Origin of the sequence: Ancylobacter sp. WKF20 (assembly GCF_029760895.1) — a bacterium.
Lineage (GTDB): Bacteria > Pseudomonadota > Alphaproteobacteria > Rhizobiales > Xanthobacteraceae > Ancylobacter.
The window spans coordinates 4,170,692-4,193,397 of record NZ_CP121679.1; the positions used below are offsets into that span (position 1 = coordinate 4,170,692).

16 protein-coding genes and 1 tRNA gene are annotated in these 22,706 nt (G+C 65.1%); 13 read left to right on the forward strand and 4 right to left on the reverse strand.

Translation table 11 applies throughout. The features are described 5' to 3' along the window. The first annotated feature begins 141 nt into the window (after positions 1–141). Entirely contained in the window at positions 142–390 is a 249-nt protein-coding gene (locus tag AncyloWKF20_RS19275; RefSeq protein ID WP_279315564.1) for a hypothetical protein, read from the forward strand. 162 nt (positions 391–552) lie between these two features. Here the strand turns inward: AncyloWKF20_RS19275 and AncyloWKF20_RS19280 are convergent, their stop codons facing one another. Both AncyloWKF20_RS19280 and AncyloWKF20_RS19285 read right to left on the reverse strand, forming a co-directional pair. After that, entirely contained in the window at positions 553–1,845 is a 1,293-nt protein-coding gene (locus tag AncyloWKF20_RS19280) for a cytochrome P450 (protein ID WP_279315565.1), read from the reverse strand. Beyond that, entirely contained in the window at positions 1,805–2,407 is a 603-nt protein-coding gene (locus AncyloWKF20_RS19285; RefSeq protein WP_279315566.1) for an acyl-homoserine-lactone synthase, read from the reverse strand. The genes AncyloWKF20_RS19280 and AncyloWKF20_RS19285 overlap by 41 nt, the downstream gene beginning before the upstream one ends. A gap of 132 nt (positions 2,408–2,539) precedes the next feature. On the opposite strand from AncyloWKF20_RS19285, the gene AncyloWKF20_RS19290 reads away from it, so the two are divergent. From AncyloWKF20_RS19290 to AncyloWKF20_RS19320, 7 genes are all read left to right on the forward strand, one after another. Next, on the forward strand, positions 2,540–3,322 hold the full coding sequence (locus AncyloWKF20_RS19290; protein WP_279315567.1) for a LuxR C-terminal-related transcriptional regulator: 783 nt from the start codon (positions 2,540–2,542) through the stop codon (positions 3,320–3,322). 94 nt (positions 3,323–3,416) lie between these two features. Continuing rightward, positions 3,417–3,665: a hypothetical protein gene (locus AncyloWKF20_RS19295; protein ID WP_279315568.1), complete on the forward strand. Its 249-nt coding sequence runs from the start codon at positions 3,417–3,419 to the stop codon at positions 3,663–3,665. 79 nt (positions 3,666–3,744) lie between these two features. Next, positions 3,745–4,497 carry a hypothetical protein gene (locus AncyloWKF20_RS19300; protein ID WP_279315569.1) on the forward strand — a complete coding sequence of 251 codons (753 nt, stop codon included), beginning with the start codon at positions 3,745–3,747 and terminating at the stop codon, positions 4,495–4,497. A 178-nt stretch (positions 4,498–4,675) separates the two neighbouring features. Further along, on the forward strand, positions 4,676–4,858 hold the full coding sequence (locus AncyloWKF20_RS19305) for a helix-turn-helix domain-containing protein (protein WP_279315570.1): 183 nt from the start codon (positions 4,676–4,678) through the stop codon (positions 4,856–4,858). Positions 4,859–4,870: 12 nt separating this feature from the next. Further along, a complete protein-coding gene (locus AncyloWKF20_RS19310; protein ID WP_279315571.1) occupies positions 4,871–5,449 on the forward strand; it encodes a hypothetical protein in 579 nt (192 codons plus the stop codon). 91 nt (positions 5,450–5,540) lie between these two features. Then, the gene (locus AncyloWKF20_RS19315; protein ID WP_279315572.1) at positions 5,541–9,014 is read left to right on the forward strand and encodes a DUF927 domain-containing protein; all 3,474 of its coding nucleotides are present in this window, start codon (positions 5,541–5,543) and stop codon (positions 9,012–9,014) included. Positions 9,015–9,175: 161 nt separating this feature from the next. Beyond that, complete coding sequence (locus tag AncyloWKF20_RS19320; RefSeq protein WP_279315573.1) at positions 9,176–9,736, forward strand: terminase small subunit; 561 nt, start codon at positions 9,176–9,178, stop codon at positions 9,734–9,736. 180 nt (positions 9,737–9,916) lie between these two features. Here the strand turns inward: AncyloWKF20_RS19320 and AncyloWKF20_RS19325 are convergent. Both AncyloWKF20_RS19325 and AncyloWKF20_RS19330 read right to left on the reverse strand, forming a co-directional pair. Further along, positions 9,917–10,006 (reverse strand) — tRNA-Ser (locus tag AncyloWKF20_RS19325). A gap of 223 nt (positions 10,007–10,229) precedes the next feature. Continuing rightward, entirely contained in the window at positions 10,230–10,592 is a 363-nt protein-coding gene (locus tag AncyloWKF20_RS19330) for a hypothetical protein (protein ID WP_279315574.1), read from the reverse strand. Between the two features lie 441 nt (positions 10,593–11,033). Here AncyloWKF20_RS19330 and AncyloWKF20_RS19335 point away from each other — a divergent pair, with 441 nt between their 5' ends. The 5 genes from AncyloWKF20_RS19335 to AncyloWKF20_RS19355 all read left to right on the forward strand — a co-directional run bounded on the left by AncyloWKF20_RS19335 (position 11,034) and on the right by AncyloWKF20_RS19355 (position 22,657). Next, the gene (locus AncyloWKF20_RS19335; RefSeq protein ID WP_279318033.1) at positions 11,034–12,236 is read left to right on the forward strand and encodes an efflux RND transporter periplasmic adaptor subunit; all 1,203 of its coding nucleotides are present in this window, start codon (positions 11,034–11,036) and stop codon (positions 12,234–12,236) included. A 105-nt stretch (positions 12,237–12,341) separates the two neighbouring features. After that, entirely contained in the window at positions 12,342–15,533 is a 3,192-nt protein-coding gene (locus AncyloWKF20_RS19340; protein WP_279315575.1) for a multidrug efflux RND transporter permease subunit, read from the forward strand. Positions 15,534–15,791: 258 nt separating this feature from the next. Continuing rightward, a complete protein-coding gene (locus AncyloWKF20_RS19345) occupies positions 15,792–19,103 on the forward strand; it encodes a transglutaminase family protein (RefSeq protein ID WP_279315576.1) in 3,312 nt (1,103 codons plus the stop codon). 107 nt (positions 19,104–19,210) lie between these two features. Beyond that, positions 19,211–21,715 carry a circularly permuted type 2 ATP-grasp protein gene (locus AncyloWKF20_RS19350; RefSeq protein ID WP_279315577.1) on the forward strand — a complete coding sequence of 835 codons (2,505 nt, stop codon included), beginning with the start codon at positions 19,211–19,213 and terminating at the stop codon, positions 21,713–21,715. A 21-nt stretch (positions 21,716–21,736) separates the two neighbouring features. Beyond that, positions 21,737–22,657, forward strand: a complete 921-nt coding sequence (locus AncyloWKF20_RS19355) for a transglutaminase family protein (protein ID WP_279315578.1) — start codon at positions 21,737–21,739, stop codon at positions 22,655–22,657. Positions 22,658–22,706 lie beyond the last annotated feature (49 nt).

The window sequence follows — 22,706 nt, forward strand, 5'->3', positions numbered from 1 at the left end:
CCTGAAATTTCGGAGATGAATCGTCAGCGCAGCCGCGGCGGCCCCGAGCGCTGATCGCGTCCCGGAGGTTGGCCGGACGGGCGTTGGCCAGTCAATCAAGGGGCGCTGGACGAACAGGTCGGGGTGTGATTGGGGATAGCCATGAGTTCGGCACACCCTACCTCATCCGAACCGCAGCGATCGCCTTCGCCGGAAGACGTCGTCGACCGCGTCATCCGCCATTCGCGTGCGATCCTTGCCTGTGATCCGACCGAGGCTGACGCGGCCCACCGCGCACTGACCCTCATTCGCGCGGATCTGGCTGCACGGGGGGCGACCGGTTCGCAGCTGGAGGAACTCGACGCCTTCCTGCACGGTCTTCGGCAACAGCCGGGCCCGCTGCATTCATGAAAGCCGAGATGACCTCCTGTTCGGCCATCGCCATCAGGTAGGCGGCAACACCCCAAGCCGGTGCCTTGACGGCGTGGTCCTGGATTGCGGTTCTCAGTTCCGAGACCCTTCGCAGAAGTTCCTGCGGTTCCATGTCGTTTTCCCCCTGGTTTAGTCGTGCTTTCATGCGGCGGCGCTACCGAGGGCGAGGGGGCATCGCGGTTTCAGCGACAAGGTGAGGGCCGGCGGCACCAGTGTGATGGACGGCTTCGGAGCGTCAGGTGGCGCCCGCATCAGTACGTCGGCCTCGAAGGCCGCCGCGAGTTCGAGCGCGATGACCTGAAGCTCGAGCATGGCCATGCCCAGGCCGACACAGGCCCGCGGTCCCGCCCCAAATGGAATATAAGCCCGGCTGGTCGGTTGCCTTGAGGGATCAAAGCGCTCGGGCTCCGGCCAGAAGCGGGCGTCGCGGTGCATGTGCCACGGGCTGATCAGGAGAGAAGTCCCGCGCCGGAAGGTATGACCGGCAATCTGAACCTTGCTGGCCTTAACCTCCCGCGAGAACCACCAGGCCGCCGGATAGAGCCGGAGCACTTCGCGGACCACGCCCAGGCTGACCGAGGCTGTCGGCAGGTCGCTGGCACGGAGCTCACCGCCGGGACCGGTGCAGCGTGCGGCTTCTTCGGCAAGAGACCGTGCCAATTCGGCATCGGCGGCAACATGGTAGAGCAGCCAGGCCGCCACGCTGCCGGTCGTGTGGTGTCCCGCGAGCAGGATCATCAACACCTCGTCCTCGAGGTCGCGATCCGACAGGCCGAGCCCGTTCAGTGACGCGAGCAGGCTGCTCGCGGTGGCTCTTGCCCGGGTCCGCCGCACCACGGATGCCATGATGGTCCGCGCCGTGCGCAGCCGCCGGCGGTTGCTGATCCAGGTCCAGGGCGCCGGTGGACCAATCCGGAACATGCCTTCGGCGAGATCGTCCTCGACCAGCTTCACGGCGTTGAGCAGGGCCGCTTCATCGCTGCTCGACAGCACGCCCTCGCCGAACAGCACATTGGCGATGATGCGGAGGGCCAGCGCGGCGCTGACCTGATGGGCGTCGAAACTGTCCTCGCGCAGCAGCCGCGCGAAGGTCCCGCGCACCAGAGCCGATATCTGCGGCACATAGGTGGACGCGGTCCCCCGGGCGATCTGCCTGTGCAGCGTCGCCCGACGTTCTTTCTGGTCCGGCCCGCTCGTGGTTAGCGAGCTCTTTCCGACGATGGCGCGAAGCTTGTAGATGAGGCGACCCTTGTCGATGTCGGTCCCATCCATCTTCAAGATGGGCTTCACTAGATCGGGGTCCGTGACCAGATAGACCGGGAAGGGGGCAAGGCGCAGTCGCACGAAGGGTCCCTTGGCGTTGCGTCCCCTCTCGTCCAGCAGGCCAAGTGCGTCACGCCGGAATGCTTGCAGATCTGAGAACCAGTGTTGCATCGGCTATGTCCACCGTGTGGTTGCAGATGAGAAACCGGTCGAGGACGTCCGGATCCTGATCGCCTATCGGGATCTCGCCGGCGACCGCCTCGATGGAGCGGCCATGGATGGTGACGCCGATCTGCTGGGGCGGGCCGTAGCGCCGTGTCCGGATCCCCAGCCGGCGCAGGAGGCGCTCATGGGCGGTGTCGACGACCGCCACCAGGGCCCGGGCGCGTTGCTGGCGGGCGAAATGGAACATGAGTCCATAGGTCAGCGCCTGGTGCCGCGTGCCACCCAGGCGCGTCACCTCCCATGCATCCGGCCGCCGTGGATAGCTCGCCAGCGTGGCGAGCTGCGGAAAGACGGTCAGGCCGAGATAGGGGCGTTCCGTCGGTAGTGCCCTAAAGCCACCGATGACCTCATTCTCTTCGAAAAGGACGCAGTAGACGGCTTCACCGCCATCGAACTCATCTCGTTCGTAACCGTCGTCAGTCTGAAGGGGCCAGCCCAACTGTTCGACAAAATAGAAATGCCGGAAGCGGCTGAATGCCTGAAAACTTCCCGGGTCGTCATTCTCCATAAAGATCGCAGCGTGTAATCTTCGGACCGGACATTGCATATCGGCACCTGCCCCCTGATGCTTCAATGCGGGACAAGGTGCTGGACACTCCGAAAGCGGGCAATCACGGGAATCCGTGAGTTTGGGCACTTCATGCACATTGAAGAGAGCATCAGTGCGATCGAGGCGTGCGAGAGCTATGATGAACTTCGCACGACGCTGCAGACGATAATCGAGAACTACGGCTTTGCGGCTTTTAATTTCATGGACACAGGCCATCCGCACCTGGATATGCCGTTTACCGACGGCACCTCAGGGCATGCCTGGGAGGCCGACTATCAGGGCAATCGTTTCGTTCATTCCGATCTGTGGGTCGCCAACGCGCGCCGAAGCAACATGCCGTTCTCCTGGGGCTCGCTGGCGCTCCCTCCGCAGCTCGGTGTCAGAAAGCCCGGCGCGGTCAAGCTCATGGAGGCTGCCGCCGATCATCGTTGGTCGGAAGGGCTGGTCATTCCGTTCCATTTCACTGACGAGATCGGCCGCCTCTACTCCTGCCTGGTCGTTCTGTTCTGGAAGGACCGGCTGCAGCGGTTCATGACGACGTTCACGCTCAAGCGCCACGAGCTCCACGTGGTGATGATCTATTGGATGCAGCGGGCCGTGGAGCTGAAGCGGGCCGACTTTCGGCCGCGCTCGTCGACTTTCGGGGGCAGCGCGGTGCGGAGCGCGACCGAAGCGGCGCCCCTGTCCGACAAGGAGCGGGAGGTGGTTGCCTGGGCGGCCCGCGGCAAGACGACCTCCGGCACTGCGGACATCATGGGCGTCTCGGAGGCGACGGCGGAGACGCATATGCGAAATGCCATGCGCAAGCTCGGCGCGGAGAACCGGACCCACGCGGTCGCCATCGCAATCTATCGCGGATTGATCGACATCTGACCCATGGGGCGGCACGCTTTGGCCTTCGAGGAGCCCAGCGTGTTTCACGCGGTGACAAGCGCTAAAGTCGCTCTCGCAGCTCATGGAGGCGTCCATGGCTGACATCACCCTTCGCCACAGTGCCGGCGTCGACGATTTGGAATTCCGCTTCATCGTTTCCAGGCGGCGGATCGAGCCGGAATGCTTATTCTCGCAGATCGAGATGCAGTTCGAATGGCTCGCGGGCGAGAATAGCGATGGCTTTGATGCAGCGAGGCGTTTGACTTTCGACGAAATTCTGAGACTCAAGCGGATGATCGACGCTGCGCTTGATGAGCGGGTCAAGCTCCGGGCGGCGAGCTGAAGCGATGCATTAGGCGCTCCAATCCTATATTCACGACTTGGAGCGCCATCCGTCCCGATCACGCAAGGCTCAGTCGTCTATGTCTGATGAAAAGAAGAAGAATATGATCCGACCTACTTTGCCCGATGCGCCCGATGTTTCTCTTTCGGCGGCACTGGAGTACGCCCTCTATCGCGACCCAGACGAAGTCGAGCGTGTTGACGAGAGATCTTTCTATCGGGCTCTCAACGCGGCGGCGCGAGGTGGAAAGGTCAGATTCTGGGGCTTCAAACATGAAAATCTCGCCTTCGAACTCGAGTTCGGCCCCAAGAATATCGTCCCTAGAGAAATCGATCCGACTTATTTCGCGGCAGACGACAGCGCTGCCATGAGAGGATTTGACCCAGAATACAATCGCATCAATGCGTTTTGTTTCACCGAATCCGCCGAAATTCTTCAAAAAATTCTCGATGAAATCGCTGAATCTGATCCGAGAGGGTACGAATCATACTCCAATGTTCGTGTAAAGAGAGACGGATTCGTTATGTTTGTAGAAAGTATAGAGGCCGGCGCTGGTATGAGAGTGGTATCAGATATTCTCATGCCCGAGATTTCATATGCAGGCGTTGTGTATCCAAATATGCCAAGCGCGCAGTCAAATAAAATTCGCAACGCAATTTTTGCGTTGTGGGGAGCGTCGGCACTGATACCAGACGAAAAGCCGAAGAAAGAAATAAAAAGCGATATTATTGAACATATTAACAATAAAAAAGGGGAGGGCGATGTGAATTTTTCTGCTGACGACAAAACCATAAGAAATACTATTAAATTAATGCGTGAAGCGGAGGGCTGAGGCATCCATCTTTGCTTCCCCCCCCCCTGGTTGGCGTTTCGGTCGTGCAGTGGGGGCGGGGCATCCCCTTCTTTCCCTGCATTTCCCCAACATTCCCCAGCGATTCTAGCCCACCCTCTGCATCGTTCCCTGCGAACCGGCGCGTATCCAGCCGGCTCGCCAACGATGCGAGACAGACATGACGGTTTCTCTTTCGATCCCCGAGGCGGTAAAGGCCAGCGGTATCGGCCGCACGACGATCTTCGACATGATCAAATCTGGGCGATTGCCGGCCAAGAAGCTCGGCGCACGCACGATCATCCTTCATAGTGACCTTGAAGCATTCGTCGCCAATCTTCCCTCCCGCGTCCCGAGCAAGTGACGGGAGGCGGGCATGGAGAAAAGAGCGAAACACCGTCAGCGCTGCAACGCTGACTGTACCAATCAAGATGATCTTAGCCGATACATCTGCTCAGAATTCATCCCCACCGTTAAATGCCTGCATGACGCTGGGCTTGATGATCGCTTCGGCGCTTTGATTCCTCAGGTCACCCCTAAGCTTTGGTGGTCGATGGCGCTCTGCATGCCGCCTGCCAATCAGGGGGATCAGATCTACTGGGGGGGCGGATTTCTTGGGAAGGGCTCGTCCGGATACGGCGACGGCTCTTTCAAGGATGCGATATGCGCAGCCTTCAATAAGGTTGATTACTACGCAACCAAGAACATAGCAGTGGGTGTGCAAGTCCATCTGCCAATGACTAGCAAGCTCGATCCGAATTTGAGGGCCGTGACGGTGTTGCCCGTAGCGAGCAATTATTGGTCTGCGTTCACGATGACGAAGACGAGTGGTTGGCAGCCAATCGTGGAACGCATGACGCGAGCGGTGGCCTTTAAAGAGGCTGACGAATTCACCGAGTTCGCCGGATTTAACGGTTTCATCACCGTGTACCCTCCGCCCGTCGCTCAGCCTTAGCGCCAGTGGCCGGGTTCGCCTGGCCACTCCCCTCTTCCTTTCTGCTCTCGGCCTACGCCAATCGCTACGGGCCACTCAAAGGCATATCTAAATGACTACCACGACATGCGGGCCACTCCAGCAGGATGACATCCTCCAGCGACGGCGGAATGTCTGGGCGAACGGTTTCCGCCCGGTTCCTGTCAGAACTGGCGAGAAGGTGCCGGCGGAAGCGAAGTGGCCCGATCGCGCCCGGCTGAACCCACCGGCGTGCGTTGGGCCTGATGCCGCCATATCGGATGCCGCGCTCAATACCGGCATTCTCGCTGACGGGCTCTCCGCAATTGATGCCGATATTGACGACGAGGCAACTGCCGAAGCTGTGTGGCGGCTGGCAACGGACATGTTGGGTGAAGCGCCCGTGCGCTTTCGGGACGACAGCCATAGGTTCCTCCTTTTGTATCGGGCGGCAGAGGGCGAACCTCGCAAGCTGGTGATCCGGGGTGAGGACGGTGCCGTCGAGGTGCTGGGGCGCGGACAACAGTTCGTTGCCTTTGGCTGGCACCCGAGCGGCGCCGAGTATCGGTGGTCCGCGGACTCGCCGGAAACTCGGCACCGCGATAAGCTTATGCCCGTCACGGAGCAACAGGTCGCCGAGTTCTTGGCCGCTTGCGCTCCCATCATCGACGCTCAGCCCTTCGATGCCACGCCTTCGACTGTCTCCGTTTCCACATCGACCATCGCTGCTCCTTCAGGGGTAACCACGGCCTGGGGTCGAGCGGCGATGGATGCCGAATGCGATCGCATCGCTTGCGCCGCGCCCGGCACTCAGTCGGACACATTGGCGAGCGCCGCTTACAAAGTCGGCCAGCGTATCGCCTCAGGCGAAATCGTTCGCGATGATGCGGAGCGCGCCCTGCTCGCAGCCGGGATGCAGATGACCAACGGCAATCCGAAGCGACGTTGGTCCCAGCGAGGCGTGCTGGACGTCATAAAGCGCCAGATCGATGCTGGCTTTGGAAGCCCGATAGGGCCGGATCGCATTGCAGATCGTGTTTTCGTAGATCTGGACGGGAGCTTTGACCGGAAGCCCGAGCCCGCCGATAGCAAGCCCGCCTCCATGCCGACCAGGGTGCCGATTGTTCCAGTGCCTGCCGATGCGCCGGTCATGGGGTTCAAGCATCCCAAATGGGGCGAACCGCAGTGGACTTGGCCCTATCGCGATGCCGCCGGGCAGCTTGTGGGCTATGTCGTCCGCTGGTCAGCGTCCGATGTCGATCCGGAGCACGTCGCGCACATCACTTATTGTGATCTGGGGCCGGGCAAGCGCGCGGCATGGCGCATGAAGCCGATGCCGGCGCCTCGGCCAATGTTCAACTTGCCGGCGATCCTATCGCGTCCTGATGCACCGGTGCTGATCTGCCCCGACGAATGGTCGGTTGAGGCGGCGACGATGCTGATGCCGGATATGGTGGCGACCACGACGGCGCACGATACCAAGTCGCCCGCATTGACGGACTTCAGTCCTATCATCGGCAGGTCGATCATCCTGGTGCCGACGATTGGCCGCGAGGGCCAGGCTTGGGCTGACATGATCGCCGATCAATCCGCCAGGGCTGGGGCGGGCAATGTGAAGGCGCTCGATCTCACCCGCGTTGCTGGCGGCATTTTGGGGGATGCGCCTCCCCCTGACGACGGGTGGGGTATCGTCGATGCTGTCGATGCGGGAGTGACCGCAGAGGTATTGGCCGACCTGATAAAGACTGATGCTGAAGTGATCAGTTTTCACCTAGACGAGCGGCAGAAGCGGAATGTCGATGCCGTGTTGAACCCTGAATTGGTGCTCGCTGCCGAGGAGGTATTACCTTTATTCAAGTCGGACTCGACAGGCGTCTTCAAGCTCTGCGAATTTAAAGAGATGGGCGAGTCGCGGCGTGAATATCGCTGGTTCTGCTCGCCATTGACCGTTGTTGCTCAGACGCGTGACGCGGATGGCCGGAATTGGGGTCGACTTCTGCGCGTTCTCGACCGCGATGGTCGCTCCAGCGAATGGGCAATGCCCATGGAGTTGTTGGCGGGTGATGGTTCGGAGTATCGGCGCGAATTGCTGCGCATGGGATTGATCCCGGCGCCCGGCAACAAAGCGCGAGAGCACCTTCACGAGTTTATCTGTACCCAGCGCCCGAAGCAGAAGGCCCGGTGCGTGTCGCGCACCGGCTGGCACGGTCGGACCTATGTCACTGTTGACCAGGCGATAGACTCTGGCTCCGCCAGCGAACAGTTGCTGTTGCAGACGGCCGTGCCGCCCGATCATCCGTTCCGCACAGCCGGAAGTCTCTCGCACTGGCAACAAGACGTCGCCCGGTACGCGGTCGGTAACTCTCGCCTCGGGCTGGCCATCTCGGCGGCGCTCGCCGCGCCGCTACTTTATCCGCTCGATGCTGAGGGAGGCGGCTTCCATCTGCGCGGTGGATCCTCAACCGGAAAGAGCACCGCGCTCGTTGTCGGCGGATCGGTTTGGGGAGGTGGTGGCCTCAACGGATTTTTGCGCACATGGCGCGCTACCACGAACGGTCTCGAAGGCGTTGCCGCGCTTCATTGCGATGCGCTGCTCTGCCTCGACGAGATGGGCCAAGTCGATGGTCGTGAGGCTGGCTCGATCGCCTACATGCTGGCAAATGGCACGGGGAAGTCGCGGGCTGGACGATCCGGCGAAGCGCGGTCTGCCGCGAGTTGGCGCGTCCTGTTCCTGTCAAGCGGCGAGGTCAGCCTTGCCGATAAACTCGCTGAAGATGGCCGCGCCCGGCGTGCGGCTGCCGGCCAGGAGGTGAGGATCGTCGACATCCCTGCCGATGCCGGCGGCGGTCTCGGGCTGTTCGAGGATCTGCACGGCTTCGACACTGCCGACGGCTTCTCCCGTCATTTGAAGACCGCCGCCGCCCGACATTATGGCCACGCCAGTCGTGCCTTCCTAAAGATGGTCGTGGAGCGCTTCGACGATGTGCAGCGAGATGCGCGTGCCTTCTGTGATCAATTTGTCCGCGATCATTGTCCTGATGGAGCGGATGGACAGATCAGTCGGGTCGCAGCTCGGTTCGGCCTGGTCGCTGCCGCTGGTGAAATCGCGCGAGAAGCAGGCACCCTGCCTTGGCCGGAAGGCGAGGCTATGCGGGCGGCGGCGCAGTGCTTCCACAACTGGCTGGCACAGCGAGGCGGTATTGAGCCAGCGGAAGAGCGGAACGCCATCGCACAGGTGCGCCACTTCATCGAACAGCACGGCGCCTCGCGGTTCGAACCGATCGGGGATGTGCGAGACCATGCCGAAACGCGCGTGATCAATCGGGTGGGATTTCGGGTCGGTGATGCCAGCAATGGCTACGAGTACATCGTCCTGCCAGAGGCATGGAAAACCGACATCTGCGCCGGAATGGACGCGTCTTTTGTCACCAAAGTCCTGGCAAAGCGCGGATTTCTCAAGGTTGGAAGCGACGGGAAGGCCCAAACCAAGTACCGGCTACCGGGATTTAAGCAGTCTGTACGCTGCTACGTGCTCAGCTCGACAATCATTGAAGGCGCGGAGTCGTAGGCGCGCAGGCGCTAGCAAGCGGCGTCTTGCCGTCATCCAATTTGTTCCCCTTGTTCCCCAAGTCGGAAATGCGGGGGGAACAGAAATTCGACAACGATATCAGTTGTGTACCCCTTGTTCCCCCTGTTCCTCGCGAAAACACGATATAAGTGAGACGTCTCATGACCCGCAGCAGTTTGACGGCCAAGCAGCAGCGTTTCGCTGAAGAGTATCTCGTTGATCTCAATGCCACCCAGGCGGCACGCCGGGCCGGCTACAGCCCAAACACGGCGGCGGATATTGGACGGCAGCTCATCCGAAAAACTCCGGTTGCAGTGCGGATTCAGGCCGCCATGGCGGAGCGGTCGGCTCGTACCGAGATCACTCAGGACCGAGTGCTGAAGGAAGTCGCTCGCCTCGCCTTTCTCGACATCCGCAAGGCGTTCAACGCGGACGGCACGATGAAGCCGCTCCACGAGATGGACGACGACACAGCCGCCGCCCTGGCTGGCCTTGATGCGATCGAGCAGCGTGAAGATGGTGCGCTGGTTGGGACCATCAAGAAGCTGAAGCTCTCCGACAAGAAGGGCGCCCTCGAACTGCTGATGCGCCACATGGGTATGCTGAACGACAAGATGCGTGTGCAGGGCGACACGGAGAACCCCATCGCTCTGCTCGTGAAGCAGTGCCAGGGCAGCGCGCTTCCCGTCGTCGCCAATCCCCCACCGGACGACGACGAATGATGGTCAGCGCCATAATCACACCAGACAACAGGGCGGAGGCCACGGGCTAGCCGCCCTTTCTATTCGCGGGCGTTCGCCCCAATTCGCTGCAATGCCTGTCGACGGGTGGGGTATGCGGTGGGGTAAGTGAAATTTACGATCTGAAATATCCTGATATTTTAAGATATTAGAGAAAAATTTTGGCGGAGGGAGCGGGATTCGAACCCGCGATACGGTTTCCCGTATACACACTTTCCAGGCGTGCGCCTTCAACCACTCGGCCACCCCTCCGTCGGCGGGCATAGGGCCCGGCGTCTCTTGGGCGGCGCTTGCGTCGCCCGCTGAGAAGGCGCGGAATATAGCGAAGAGTGTCGCTCTGGCAAGCGGGCGCCAGTGTAAAGCGTGGGACGGCCCCGCCTTTTCCGCAACTTCGCGAGGGCGCGCATCCGGGACGTCTACCGGCGCAAGGGCGCGGGTCAGCCCGAACCGCGTCGCGGCCCGGATCGCGTCCCGCTCAGTTGCCGGCCGGCGTGGTCGCCGTGATCGTGCAGGTCGCCGCGTCGGCGCTCGCACCCATCAGGTGAACCTGATCCTGGCCCTTGTCGCCCGGCACGATGTTGAAGATCGTCGTGCTGGCCGAGCCGGCGGCCTTGCCCTTGGCGGTGAAGGCGCAGGTCACCACGGCCGAGCCGATGGTGGCGTTGGTGCCGTTGGTGATCGATACCCCCATCACCGAGCCCACCGGATCGGTGAAGATGTCGCCCTGGTGGAGCTTGAGCGCGGGGTCGGCGGCGTGCGCGGGCAGCGCGGCCAGTGTGAAAAACAGGGCGGCCCCGAGGGCCAGGGTGGCGCGGATAGGGGCGGCGGGGGTCGTCATGCGGGCTCCCTTGCACGGCAAATCAGGTGACGGAGGTCGGCGGCGCCGGCGGCGCCGGGCGGCCGCCCGTGGACCGGTCGCCCCGGCTGCGTCAACGGCCACTCCTTACCAGTACAACCCGCGCGCCTCGCCGCCTAGTCGGTCGTTGCGCGCCCGGTCGCCTCCAGTCGGGCGAGTTGGTCGCGCGTATAGAAGCGGTCGGGGATGCGACACGACCATCGGCGCGGCTGAGTCGGGCGGAACGCGGCCGCTCCACAGCTCGCTCCTCGCGGTTTCTGTGACGGTAAGACTACGCTCGTCTGAGGGATTTACTAGGTTGTCGTAGAATAATCGTACAACTAGACAAGCCTAATGCGACCGGTATATTTCTGCCGTCGAGTGTGGGCTCGCGAGGGGAATGTGATGATCTCGGCTATGCGTCTGTCGGTGCCAGCGGCCAGGATGGCCGGCATCCTCGGTGTGGCGGCGCTCGCCGGGCTCCTAGGGGCCTGTACGGAAGAGAACAAATATGTTCCCCCGCCGCCGGCCAAGGTCAGCGTGGTGCAGCCGCTGAAGCAGGCGGTCACTCGCTACCTCGAATTCACCGGCAATACCGCCGCCATCAACAGCGTCGATCTCGTCGCCCGCGTCGAGGGCTTCCTGATGTCGATCGACTATCAGGACGGCAAGGTGGTCAAGAAGGGCGACCGGCTCTTCCTGATCCAGCAGGACACCTATCAGGCCGATCTCGACCAGGCGAAGGCGCAGCTCGCCTCCGCCAATGCCCAGCTCATCAACGCCAAGGCCGAGTACAGCCGCCAGTCGACGCTCGGCCAGCAGGACTTCGCCTCGCAGGCGGTGGTCGACAAGGCCCGCGCGGCGATGGATCAGGCGCAGGCCTCGGTCGATGCCGCCAAGGCCAATATCGAGATCGCGCAGATCAATCTCGGCTACACCACCGTCACGGCGCCCTTCGACGGCATCGTCACCCGGCATCTGGCCGATGTCGGCCAGCTGGTCGGACACGGCCAGCCGACGACGCTTGCCACCATCGTGCAGATGGACCCGATCTACGCCTATTTCAACATTGGCGAGAACCAGGTCCTGCGCATCAAGGAGGCGCTGGCCGCGCGCGGGCGCACCATCGAGGACGTCAAGCAAGTCGAGGTCGATATCGGCCTGCAGAACGAGGGCGACGCCTACCCGCACAAGGGCCGGCTCGACTATGTCGCGCCCGAGGTCGATCCCTCCACCGGCACGCTGCTGGTGCGCGGCCTGTTCGACAACAAGGATCTGAGCCTGCTGCCCGGCCTGTTCATCCGCGTGCGCGTGCCGGCCCAGCAGATCCCGGACGCGCTGCTGGTCGACGACACCGCCGTCGGCACGGCGCAGCAGGGCAGCTATGTGCTGGTCGTCAACAAGGACAATGTGGTCGAGCAGAAGATCGTCACCACCGGCCAGCAGATGGGCCAGTACCGGGTAATCGAGTCGGGCCTCTCGGCCGATGACCGGGTGGTGGTGGGCGGCATCCAGCGCGCCATTCCCGGCGCCAAGGTCGATCCGCAGCTGACGCAGGCCGCGCCCATCGCGGCGACGGTGAATCCCGCGGCGCCCGCGGCCAGCCCGGCCGCCACCCCTGCGCCTGCGGCCAAGCCCGCGCCGTGAGCCCGTTCCGCGCCGGCGGCCTCGCCCCCGGCGCGCATCCCGATCACGCCTGACGCCGCCGATACCTGACGCTGCTCCGTCCCGACCGAACCCAAGGCCCGCGCCATGATCTCACGCTTCTTCATCGAACGGCCGGTTCTCGCCAACGTGCTGGCGCTGGTCTTCGTGCTGATCGGTAGCGTGGCGCTGCTGACGCTGCCGGTGGCGCAATATCCCAACGTCGTCCCGCCGACCGTGCAGGTGACGACGCTCTATCCGGGCGCCAGCGCCCGCACGCTGGTGGACACGGTGGCCCTGCCGATCGAGCAGCAGGTTAACGGCGTCCAGGGCATGCTCTACATGCAGTCGACCAGCGCGTCGGACGGCACCTACACGCTGACCGTGACCTTCGCGATCGGCACGGACCCGGACTTCGCGCAGGTTCTCGTCCAGAACCGTGTCGCCATCGCCATGTCCTCGCTGCCGCAGGCGGTGCAGTTGCAGGGCGTGACGACGCAGAAGAAGTCGACGGCGATCCTGCAATTCGTCACGCTCTACTCGCCGAACAACACCTATGACAGCCTGTTCCTGGCGAATTTCGGCATCATCAACCTGCAGGACGAAATCGCCCGCCTCAACGGCGTCGGCAATGTCAACGTGTTCGGCGCCGGCCAGTACGCCATGCGCATGTGGCTCGACCCGAACCAGCTTCAGGCGCGCGGGCTGACGCCGCAGGACGTCGTCAACGCCGTGCAGCAGCAGAGCCAGGAGGTCGCCTCGGGCGTCGTCGGCATGCCGCCGGTGCCGAAGGGCCAGAACTTCCAGTACACGATGAACATCGCCGGCCGGCTGAACGATGCCGCCGATTACGAGAACATCATCGTCAAGGTCAGCAATGCCGATGGCGGCCGCATCACCCGGCTGCGCGACGTGGCGCGGGTTGAGCTCGGCGCGCAGACCTACAGTCAGGTCTTCACCTTCAACGGCCAGCCGGCGGCGGCGCTCGGCATCTACCAGCTTCCCGAGGCCAACTCGCTGCAGGTGGCGACGGAAGTCCGCGCCAAGATGGTCGAGCTGTCCAAGACCTTCCCGCCGGACCTCGCCTATCAGGTACCGTTCGACACCACGGTGTTCGTCAACGCCTCGGTGAAGGAGGTCTACAAGACGCTGTTCGAGGCCGGCATCCTCGTGCTCATCGTCATCCTGGTCTTCCTGCAGGACTGGCGCGCGACGCTGGTGCCGGCGACCACGGTGCCGGTCACCATCATCGGCACCTTCGCCGCCATGTCGGCGATGGGCTTCACGGTGAACCTGTCGACCCTGTTCGCCATCGTGCTCGCCATCGGCATCGTGGTGGACGACGCCATCGTCATCGTCGAAGGCGTGGCGCGCCACATCGAGAAGGGACTGCCCGGCCGCCTCGCCGCCGAGAAGGCGATGGACGAGCTGTTCGGGCCGATCATCGGCATCACGCTGGTGCTGATGTCGGTGTTCATCCCGGCTGCCTTCATGCCGGGCCTTACCGGCCAGCTCTACCAGCAATTCGCCCTCGTCATCGCCGCCACCGCCTTCATCTCGGCGATCAACGCGATGACGCTGAAGCCGACCCAGTGCGCCCTGTGGTTGCGTCCGCCGGTGCCGCCGGAAAAGCGCAATGCGTTCTACCGCGGCTTCAACGCGGTCTATGACAGGGCCGAGCACTGGTATGCCGGCCTCATCCGCCACATGGTGAAGGTGAGCTACCTCACCACCGCCGTCGCCCTCGTGCTGATCGGCGTCGCCATCTGGGGCCTCACCCGCGTGCCCACCGGCTTCCTGCCGACCGAGGACCAGGGCTATGTGCTGATCGGTGCGCAGCTCCCCGACGCCGCCTCGCTCCAGCGCACGACCGAGGTGATGGAGAAGATCTCCGCCATCGCCGGCAAGACGCCGGGCGTGGAGAACGTCATCTCGATCTCCGGCGTGTCGGTGCTCGACAACAACGCCACCCTGCCCAATGCCGGCGTCGCCTATGTGATGCTCAAGGACTGGGACGTGCGCGACAAGGCGGGCCAGGGCCTGCTCTACATCTATGAGACACTGAACCGCGAGCTGCAGCAGATCGACGAAGCCGCGACCTTCGTGCTGGTGCCGCCGCCCATTCAAGGCATCGGCAATGCCTCCGGTTTCACCATGATGGTGGAATCGAAGAATGGCAGCTTCGATTTCATGGAGCTGCAGAGCCTGACGCAGGCGATCGTGCAGAACGCCTCGTCGCAGTCCTCGCTGCAGCGTCTCAGCACTTCGTTCCGCGCCAATGTGCCCCAGCTCTTCCTGCAGATCGACCGCGTGAAGGCGGAGACGCTGGGCGTCACCGTCGGCCAGGTGTTCTCCACCGTGCAGGGCTATGTCGGCTCGACCTATGTCACGCAGTTCAACCAGTTCGGCCAGACCTTCCAGGCCTATATCCAGGCCGAGGCCGATTTCCGCCGCACGCCGGAAGAGATCCTGAACCTCAAGATCCGCACGCCCTCGGGCGAGATGGTGCCGCTTGGCACGCTGGCCAAGGTGGAGCCGGCCTTCGGCCCGCCGCTGATCACGCTCTATAACCTCTACCCGGCCTCCACCATCGTCGGCGCGGCAGCCACCGGCTTCAGCTCCGGCCAGGCGCTCGACGTGATGGGGCAGGTGGCGAGCCAGACCCTGCCGCCGGGCACGGGCTATGAGTGGAGCGCCATGTCCTATCAGGAGGAAGTGGTCGGCAACGAGGTCTATTACGTCTTCGGCCTCGCCATCCTGCTGGTCTATTTCGTGCTCGCCGGTCAGTACGAAAGCTGGATCCTGCCGCTCTCCGTGCTGCTCGCCGTGCCGCTGGCGCTGCTCGGCACGGTCGGCGCGCTCACCGGCCTCGGCGTCGCCAACAACCTCTACACCCAGATCGGCCTCATCCTGCTGATCGCCCTCTCCGCGAAGAACGCGATCCTCATCGTCGAATTCGCCCGCGAGAAACGGGCGGAGGGCATGGAGATCATGGAGGCGGCGGTGGAGGCGGCACGGCTGCGTTTCCGCCCGATCCTGATGACCTCCTTCGCCTTCATCCTCGGCGTGCTGCCGCTGGTGCTGGCGACCGGCGCGGGCGCCAATTCGCGCAAGTCGATCGGCATCGCGGTGTTCTCCGGCATGCTCGCCTCGACCTGCCTCGCGGTTCTGTTCGTGCCGTCCTTCTACGCGGTGCTGCAGCGCTTCGAGGAGTGGCGCAGCCGGGGCAAGGGCACGGCGCCGGCCGGCCATGAGCCGCCCTCTGGCGAGCCCCCCGCCGCGCCCCACCCGGCCACTTGATATGGCCAGCGCCTCATTAAGCGGCAGGGAACTGACGCTTCATGAGGCGGTTGCCGATCTGCGCCGCTGCCGCGGGCGATCATCGCTGCGGCGCGTCGCGACGCTGCGCTATCCTTGGCCTCGCCCGCCCATACGGCATGATTCCTGCGTCCTTCAGGCCGGAGGCGTCGTGCCGCTTGTCGGGCGCGAGGCTTTTCGCTCCGGCGCCCCGGCGCCGGTCAAGCGCCGCGTGCGGGTCCGCTGTTCAGTTGGGTGCCTATGACAATCTTCGCCAGCCTGCATCACGTCACCGCCTATAAATACGACCAGCCGGTGACCCTCGGCCCCCAGATCATCCGGCTGCGTCCCGCGCCGCATTGCCGAACGCCGGTGAAGAGCTATTCGCTCAAGGTCACGCCCTCCAACCACTTCGTGAACTGGCAGCAGGATCCGTTCGGCAACTGGATGGCGCGCTACGTCTTCCCGGAGCCGACCACCGAGTTCCGCGTCGAGGTCGACCTCATCGCGGACATGACGGTCTACAACCCGTTCGACTTCTTCGTGGAGGAGTTCGCGGAGACGCTTCCCTTCACCTACCCGCCGGCGCTGGCCAAGGAGCTGATCCCCTATCTCGAGCCGGAAGCCGGTGGCCCGGAACTCGACGCCTATGTCGAGTCTGTACGGCCGAAGGGCGAGGTGGCGACGGTCGACTTCCTCGTCGAGCTCAACCAGAAGCTCCAGCAGCGCGTCGGCTATGTCATTCGCATGGAGCCGGGCGTGCAGACGCCGGACGAGACGCTGGCGCTCGCCGCGGGCTCCTGCCGCGACTCCGGCTGGCTGCTGGTGCAGATCCTGCGCCGCCTCGGCCTCGCCGCGCGCTTCGTCTCCGGCTACCTCATCCAGTTGAAGCCGGATGTAAAGGCGCTGGATGGCCCGACCGGCACGGAGGTCGATTTCACCGACCTGCACGCCTGGTGCGAAGTCTACCTGCCCGGCGCCGGCTGGATCGGCTTCGACCCGACCTCGGGCCTGCTCTGCGGCGAGAGCCATCTGCCGCTCTGCGCGACGCCCAATTATGTCTCCGCCGCCGCGATCACTGGCGGCTTCACCGCGCCCGAGGGCACGCAGACCGCCTTCGAGTTCGACATGCGGGTCACCCGCGTCGCCGAGAAGCCGCGCGTGACGCTGCCCTTCTCCGACGAGGCCTGGGCCGCGCTCGACGCGCTCGGCGACAAGGTGGATGCCGATCTTGCCGCGCAGGATGTCCGCCTCACCATGGGCGGCGAGCCGACCTTCATCTCCATTGACGACTATCAGGGCGCCGAGTGGAACACCTCCGCCGTCGGCCCGACCAAGCGGATGCGCGCGGATGACCTGATCCGCCGCCTGCGCAAGCGCTTCGCGCCGGGCGGCATGCTGCATTACGGCCAAGGCAAGTGGTATCCCGGCGAGAGCCTGCCGCGCTGGACCTTCTCGCTCTACTGGCGCAAGGACGGCAAGCCGATCTGGCGCGACCCGGCGCTGGTGGCGACCGAGAACATTTCCGGTGCGACGGTCGATGAGGCGCGGGGCTTCACCGAGAACCTCGCCACCCGTCTCGGCCTCGGCACCGACTTTGTCGAGCCCGCCTTCGAGGATCCCGGCCACTGGATTCTCAAGGAAGGCGACCTGCCGGAAAATGTCACCACGGGGGATTCCAAGCTCGACGATCCGGAAGAGCGTTCGCGCATCGCCCGCGTCTTCGAGCGCGGCCTCGGCCGGCCCACCGGCTATGTGCTGCCGGTGCAGCGCTGGCAGGCGCGCTCCTCGCGCGGCTGGGTCAGCGAGAAGTGGCGCTTCCGACGCGGCAAGCTGTTCCTGGTGCCCGGCGACAGCCCGGTCGGCTTCCGCCTGCCGCTCGCCGCGCTGCCCTGGGTGCCGCCGGCCGCCTATCCTTATGTTCATCCGGCCGATCCGATGGCGATCACCGGCGACCTGCCGGACGCTGAATCGCTGCACCAGCTCTACCGCCGCATGACGGTCGATGAGGGCCAGCAGGACAAGGTGAACCAGGTGCTCACCGGCACCGGCTCGGTCCGCACCGCCATCGCCATCGAGCCGCGCGACGGGCGGCTCTGCGTGTTCATGCCGCCGACCGAGCGGCTGGAGGACTATCTGGAGCTGCTCGCCGCCGTCGAGGTCACCGCAGCCGAGCTAAAGCTGCCGGTGCATATCGAGGGCTACACGCCCCCGGTCGATCCGCGGCTCAACGTCATTCGCGTCGCGCCCGATCCGGGCGTGATCGAGGTGAACGTCCACCCGGCCAGCAACTGGAAGACCTGCGTCGAGATCACCCGCGATCTCTATGAGGAGGCCCGCCTCTCCCGCCTCGGCACCGAGAAGTTCATGGTGGATGGGCGCCACACCGGTACGGGCGGCGGCAACCATGTGGTGGTCGGCGGCGCCACTCCGGCGGACAGTCCGTTCCTGCGCCGGCCGGACTTGCTCAAGAGCCTCGTCACCTATTGGCAGCGCCACCCCTCGCTGTCCTACCTGTTCTCCGGCCTGTTCATCGGCCCGACCAGCCAGGCCCCGCGCATCGACGAGGCGCGGCACGATTCGCTCTATGAGCTGGAAATCGCCATGGCGAACGTGCCGACCCCCGGCAAGGGGCCGACACCGCCGCCCTGGCTGGTCGACCGGCTGTTCCGCAACCTGCTGACCGATGTGACGGGCAACACCCACCGCTCGGAAATCTGCATCGACAAGCTGTTCTCGCCGGACGGCCCGACCGGCCGCCTCGGCCTCGTCGAGTTCCGCTCCTTCGAGATGCCGCCGGACTGGCGCATGAGCCTTGCCCAGCAACTTCTGCTGCGCGCGCTCATCGCCTGGTTCTGGCGCGAGCCGCAGGAGGGCCCGCTCGCCCGCTGGGGTACGGCGCTCGCCGACCGCTTCATGCTGGAGCACTTCGTCTGGGCCGATTTCATGGACGTGATCCACGATCTCGGCCGCGCCGGCTACCGCATCGACCCGCTCTGGTTCGAGGCGCAGCGCGAGTTCCGCTTCCCCTATTTCGGGCAGGTCGAGCATGGCGGCGTCTCGCTGGAGCTGCGACAGGCGCTGGAGCCCTGGCATGTGCTCGGCGAGGAGGGCGCGGTCGGCGGCACGGTGCGCTTCGTCGATTCCTCGGTGGAGCGGCTTCAGGCCCGCGTGCAGGGGCTGAACCCGATCCGCCACGTCGTCACCTGCAATGGACGGCGCCTGCCGCTGTTGCCGACGGGCCGTTTCGGCGAATATGTCGCCGGCGTGCGCTTCAAGGCGTGGCAGCCGGCGTCGGGCCTGCATCCGACCATTCCCGTCCACGCGCCGCTGACCTTCGACATCGTCGATCTGTGGTCCAACCGCTCGCTGGGCGGCTGCGTGTATCATGTGGCGCATCCGGGCGGACGCAACTACGATACCTTCCCGGTGAACTCCTATGAGGCACAGGCGCGCCGCCTCGCGCGCTTCCAGGATTTCGGCCACACGCCCGGTTATCTGTTCGTGCCGCCGGAAGAGCCTTCGGGCGAATTCCCCGCGACACTCGACCTCAGGCGCCCGCCGCGCCTGTGAGTGCGGGCCGGCCTGCCGCCGGCCCGGTTGCCTTTCTGTGGTGAAGCCTCGCCTCGCCACCGCCGTCGGCTTGCCTCGAGCAAGCTCGGGCGCGCATAGAGGAGCCCATGCCCAGACGTAGTGACCCGCAGGCGCTCACCCGCCGCTTCGAGGAGGAAGCGGTCGACGCGTTGCTGGCGGGATACAAGCCGCTCCCCGGTGTCCACGACGAACTCGTCGGTGCCGACGGGCGCCCGCGCGCGCATTGGCACGCGCTGCTGGCGGCGCTGGCGGAAATGGGCGTCGAGGAAGTGCAGCGCCGCTTCCAGGCGGCCGACCGGCACCTCTACCGCTCCGGCGTGTTCTACCGCGTCTATGACGATCCCAATGGCGGCGAGCGCCCCTGGCCGATCTCGCACCTGCCGCTGGTGATCGACGGCGCGGAATGGCGCGCCATCGAGCGCGGCATCATCCAGCGCGCGCAGCTTCTCGAAAGCGTACTCGCCGACATTTACGGGCCGGGCAATCTCGTCCAGTCCGGCGCGCTGCCGGCGGCGGCGATCATGGGCAGTCCGGATTTCCTGCGCCCGCTGGTCGGGGTCGATCCGCATGGCGGCAGCTTCCTGCGCATCTATGCCGCCGATATCGGCCGCGGCCCGGACGGGCAATGGTGGGTGATTTCCGACCGTACCCAGTCGCCCTCGGGCGCCGGCTACGCGCTGGAGAACCGCATCGCCATCTCCCGCGCTTTGCCGGACCTGTCGCGCTCGCTCAATGTCGTGCGCCTCGCCGGCTACTTCCAGGCGCTGCGCGCCGGGCTGACCCGGCTCGACCGCTCGGGCGAGGGCAGGGTGGGGCTGCTCACTCCCGGCCCGCTGAACGAGACCTATTTCGAGCACGCCTATCTCGCGCGCTATCTCGGCTTCGTGCTGCTGGAAGGTGAAGACCTCACCGTCCGCGACAACCTCGTCTATGTGCGCACCGTCGCCGGGCTGAAGCGCGTCGACGTTCTGCTGCGCCGCCTCGATTCCGACTATGCCGACCCGCTGGAGCTGAACCCGCGCTCCCGGCTCGGCATTCCCGGCCTCGTGCAGGCGATCCGCTCGGGCGGCGTCGCGGTGGCCAATGCCGTCGGCGCGGGCGTCGTCGAGGCCAATGCGCTGATGGGCTTCATGCCGCGCCTCGGCAAGCGCGTGCTGGGCGAGAACCTGCTGCTGCCGAACGTTGCCACCTGGTGGTGCGGGCAGGAGGCCGAGCGCGAGCGCGTGCTCGACGAACTGGACGATCTGGTCATCTCCCCGGCCTTCCGGCGCACGCTGCCCGGCGTGCTCGACCAGGGCTCGACCATCGGCGCCGATCTCGACAAGCAAGGCCGCGCCAAGCTGGAGGCGGCGATACGCGCGCGCGGCGTCGATTTCGTCGGCCAGGAGGCGGCGCGCCTGTCCACCATGCCGGTCTGGCACGATGGCAAGCTGGAGCCGCGCCCGTTCATTCTGCGCATCTTCGCGGCGGCGACGGAGCACGGCTGGAAGGTCATGCCCGGCGGCTTCTGCCGCGTCTCAGACACTCTCGACGCTCGCGCCGTCACCATGCAGGGCGGCGGCCGCTCGGCCGATGTGTGGGTGCTCGACGACACGCCGGTGGAGCAGACCACGCTTCTGCCGGCGGTGGACCGCGTCGAGATCAAGCGCCAGACCGGCCCGCTGCCCAGCCGCGCGGCGGATAATTTCTTCTGGCTGGGGCGCTATGTCGAACGCGCCGAGATGACGCTGCGCCTGCTGCGCACGCTGGTCGGCCGGCTGTCCTCCTCGGCCGAGGGCGGCGGCTCCTCGGTCGCCAAGCTCATGGCGCTGCTGCAGTCCTGGGGCGCGGTGCCGGACGAACTCGGCCGCGTGCGCCCCGCCCGCCATGCGCTCGCCGCGCTCACCCGCCGCGACCTGCCGGGCGCGGTGCCGAACCTCATCGAAGCCGCCCGGCAGTCGGCCTCCGTCATCCGCGACCGGTTGTCGCCGGATGCGTGGCGCACGCTGGCGGACCTCGTCGTGCTCATCAATGAGCGCCTCTCCGCCGCCGAGCCGGACACCTATGAGCGGGCCGACCGGGCGCTGCGGGCGCTCGCCGCCTTCTCCGGTCTCGCCTCGGAAAACATGAACCGACTGGCGGGCTGGCGCTTTCTCGATCTTGGCCGCCGCATCGAGCGCGCCATCGCCACCTGCCGCTTCGCCCGCGCGCTGGGCGAGGAGCCGACCGCCGGCACGCTCGACGTGCTGCTGGAACTCTGCGACAGCCAGATCACCTACCGCTCACGCTATGTGATGGTGGAAAGCCGCGCCCCGGTGCTCGATCTCGTGCTGCTGGAGCCGGTGAACCCGCGCTCGCTCGCCTACCAGATCGACGCCATCATGGCCCATCTCGACCAGTTGCCCGGCCATCTCGGCGACGAGCCGCCCCCGCCCGAGGAGCGCCTCGCCGCGCGCCTTGCCGCCTCGATGAAGGCGTTCGACGCCATCGAGTTCGACGACGCCCGGCTGCGCGAGGTGGAGGCGCATCTGATGGAGCTCTCCAACGAGGTGGCCGAGCGTTATTTCATCCATCGCCTGCCGGTCGAGACGCCCTGGGATCTCCTGGCGTAAGATTTGGCGTAGGATCGGGCCATGTTCTACGACATCCACCAGACCACGACCTATTCCTATGCCTTCCCGGTGCCGGTCGCCCGCCATGTCGTGCGCATGGTGCCGGTGGACCGGCTGGGCCAGCGCGTGGTGGCGAGCCATTTCACCGTCGAGCCCGAGCCGGTGGAGTGGACCGACACGCGCGACTTCTTCGGCAACCATGTCGTGCATATCCGCATCGAGACGCCGCACACCGATTTCAAGGTGCACACCCGCGCCCGCGTCGAGGTGACCCCCGCCACCTGCTGGGACGAGGACGCCTCGCCGGAATGGGAGGATGTGCGCAGCGCCTCAGGCGCCGTGCTGGATGTCTCGCCGGCCTCGCCGGCGCATTTCATCTTCCCCAGCCTGCTGGTGCCGCTGAGCCCGCCCATCACCGATTGGGCGGCCGAGAGCTTCCCGGCCGGGCGCCCGATGCTGGCTGGCGCGGTCGAGCTGATGAACCGGCTCTATGACGAGTTCACCTATGATTCGCGCGCCACGGATGTCTCCACCCCGGCGCTGGAGGCTTTCACCATCCGGCGCGGCGTCTGCCAGGACTTCGCCCATATCATGATCGCCGGCCTGCGCGGGCTCGGCCTGCCCGCCGCCTATGTCTCCGGCTTTCTGCGGACCGAGCCGCCGCCCGGCAAGGAGCGCCTGCAGGGGGCGGACGCCACCCATGCCTGGGTCGCAGTGTGGTGCGGCGCGGCTATCGGCTGGGTTGGGCTCGACCCGACCAACGCGCTGCGCGTCTCGACCGACCATGTCGTGCTGGCGGTGGGGCGCGACTATGCCGATGTCGCGCCGATCGGCGGCGTGCTGCTCGGCTCGGGCCGGCAGAGGCTGAGCGTGGCGGTGGATGTGATCCCGGTGCCGGACAAGCCCGCCGTGGCGACCCCGCCCGCCGCGCCGGAGGCGTGAGGGGCGCGCGCGACAGCGTTCCCCTTCCGCGCTAGAGAGGATACCCGGC

Excerpts from the sequence above, each read along its gene's own strand:
- AncyloWKF20_RS19335 (WP_279318033.1), top strand. The coding sequence starts at position 11,034 with ATGGCCGGCATCCTCGGTGTGGCGGCGCTCGCCGGGCTCCTAGGGGCC.
- AncyloWKF20_RS19275 (WP_279315564.1), top strand. The coding sequence starts at position 142 with ATGAGTTCGGCACACCCTACCTCATCCGAACCGCAGCGATCGCCTTCG.
- AncyloWKF20_RS19280 (WP_279315565.1), bottom strand. The coding sequence starts at position 1,845 with ATGCAACACTGGTTCTCAGATCTGCAAGCATTCCGGCGTGACGCACTT.
- AncyloWKF20_RS19345 (WP_279315576.1), top strand. The coding sequence starts at position 15,792 with ATGACAATCTTCGCCAGCCTGCATCACGTCACCGCCTATAAATACGAC.
- AncyloWKF20_RS19300 (WP_279315569.1), top strand. The coding sequence starts at position 3,745 with ATGTCTGATGAAAAGAAGAAGAATATGATCCGACCTACTTTGCCCGAT.
- AncyloWKF20_RS19330 (WP_279315574.1), bottom strand. The coding sequence starts at position 10,592 with ATGACGACCCCCGCCGCCCCTATCCGCGCCACCCTGGCCCTCGGGGCC.
- AncyloWKF20_RS19350 (WP_279315577.1), top strand. The coding sequence starts at position 19,211 with ATGCCCAGACGTAGTGACCCGCAGGCGCTCACCCGCCGCTTCGAGGAG.
- AncyloWKF20_RS19285 (WP_279315566.1), bottom strand. The coding sequence starts at position 2,407 with ATGGAGAATGACGACCCGGGAAGTTTTCAGGCATTCAGCCGCTTCCGG.
- AncyloWKF20_RS19295 (WP_279315568.1), top strand. The coding sequence starts at position 3,417 with ATGGCTGACATCACCCTTCGCCACAGTGCCGGCGTCGACGATTTGGAA.
- AncyloWKF20_RS19305 (WP_279315570.1), top strand. The coding sequence starts at position 4,676 with ATGACGGTTTCTCTTTCGATCCCCGAGGCGGTAAAGGCCAGCGGTATC.
- AncyloWKF20_RS19310 (WP_279315571.1), top strand. The coding sequence starts at position 4,871 with ATGGAGAAAAGAGCGAAACACCGTCAGCGCTGCAACGCTGACTGTACC.
- AncyloWKF20_RS19355 (WP_279315578.1), top strand. The coding sequence starts at position 21,737 with ATGTTCTACGACATCCACCAGACCACGACCTATTCCTATGCCTTCCCG.
- AncyloWKF20_RS19315 (WP_279315572.1), top strand. The coding sequence starts at position 5,541 with ATGACTACCACGACATGCGGGCCACTCCAGCAGGATGACATCCTCCAG.
- AncyloWKF20_RS19320 (WP_279315573.1), top strand. The coding sequence starts at position 9,176 with ATGACCCGCAGCAGTTTGACGGCCAAGCAGCAGCGTTTCGCTGAAGAG.
- AncyloWKF20_RS19340 (WP_279315575.1), top strand. The coding sequence starts at position 12,342 with ATGATCTCACGCTTCTTCATCGAACGGCCGGTTCTCGCCAACGTGCTG.
- AncyloWKF20_RS19290 (WP_279315567.1), top strand. The coding sequence starts at position 2,540 with ATGCACATTGAAGAGAGCATCAGTGCGATCGAGGCGTGCGAGAGCTAT.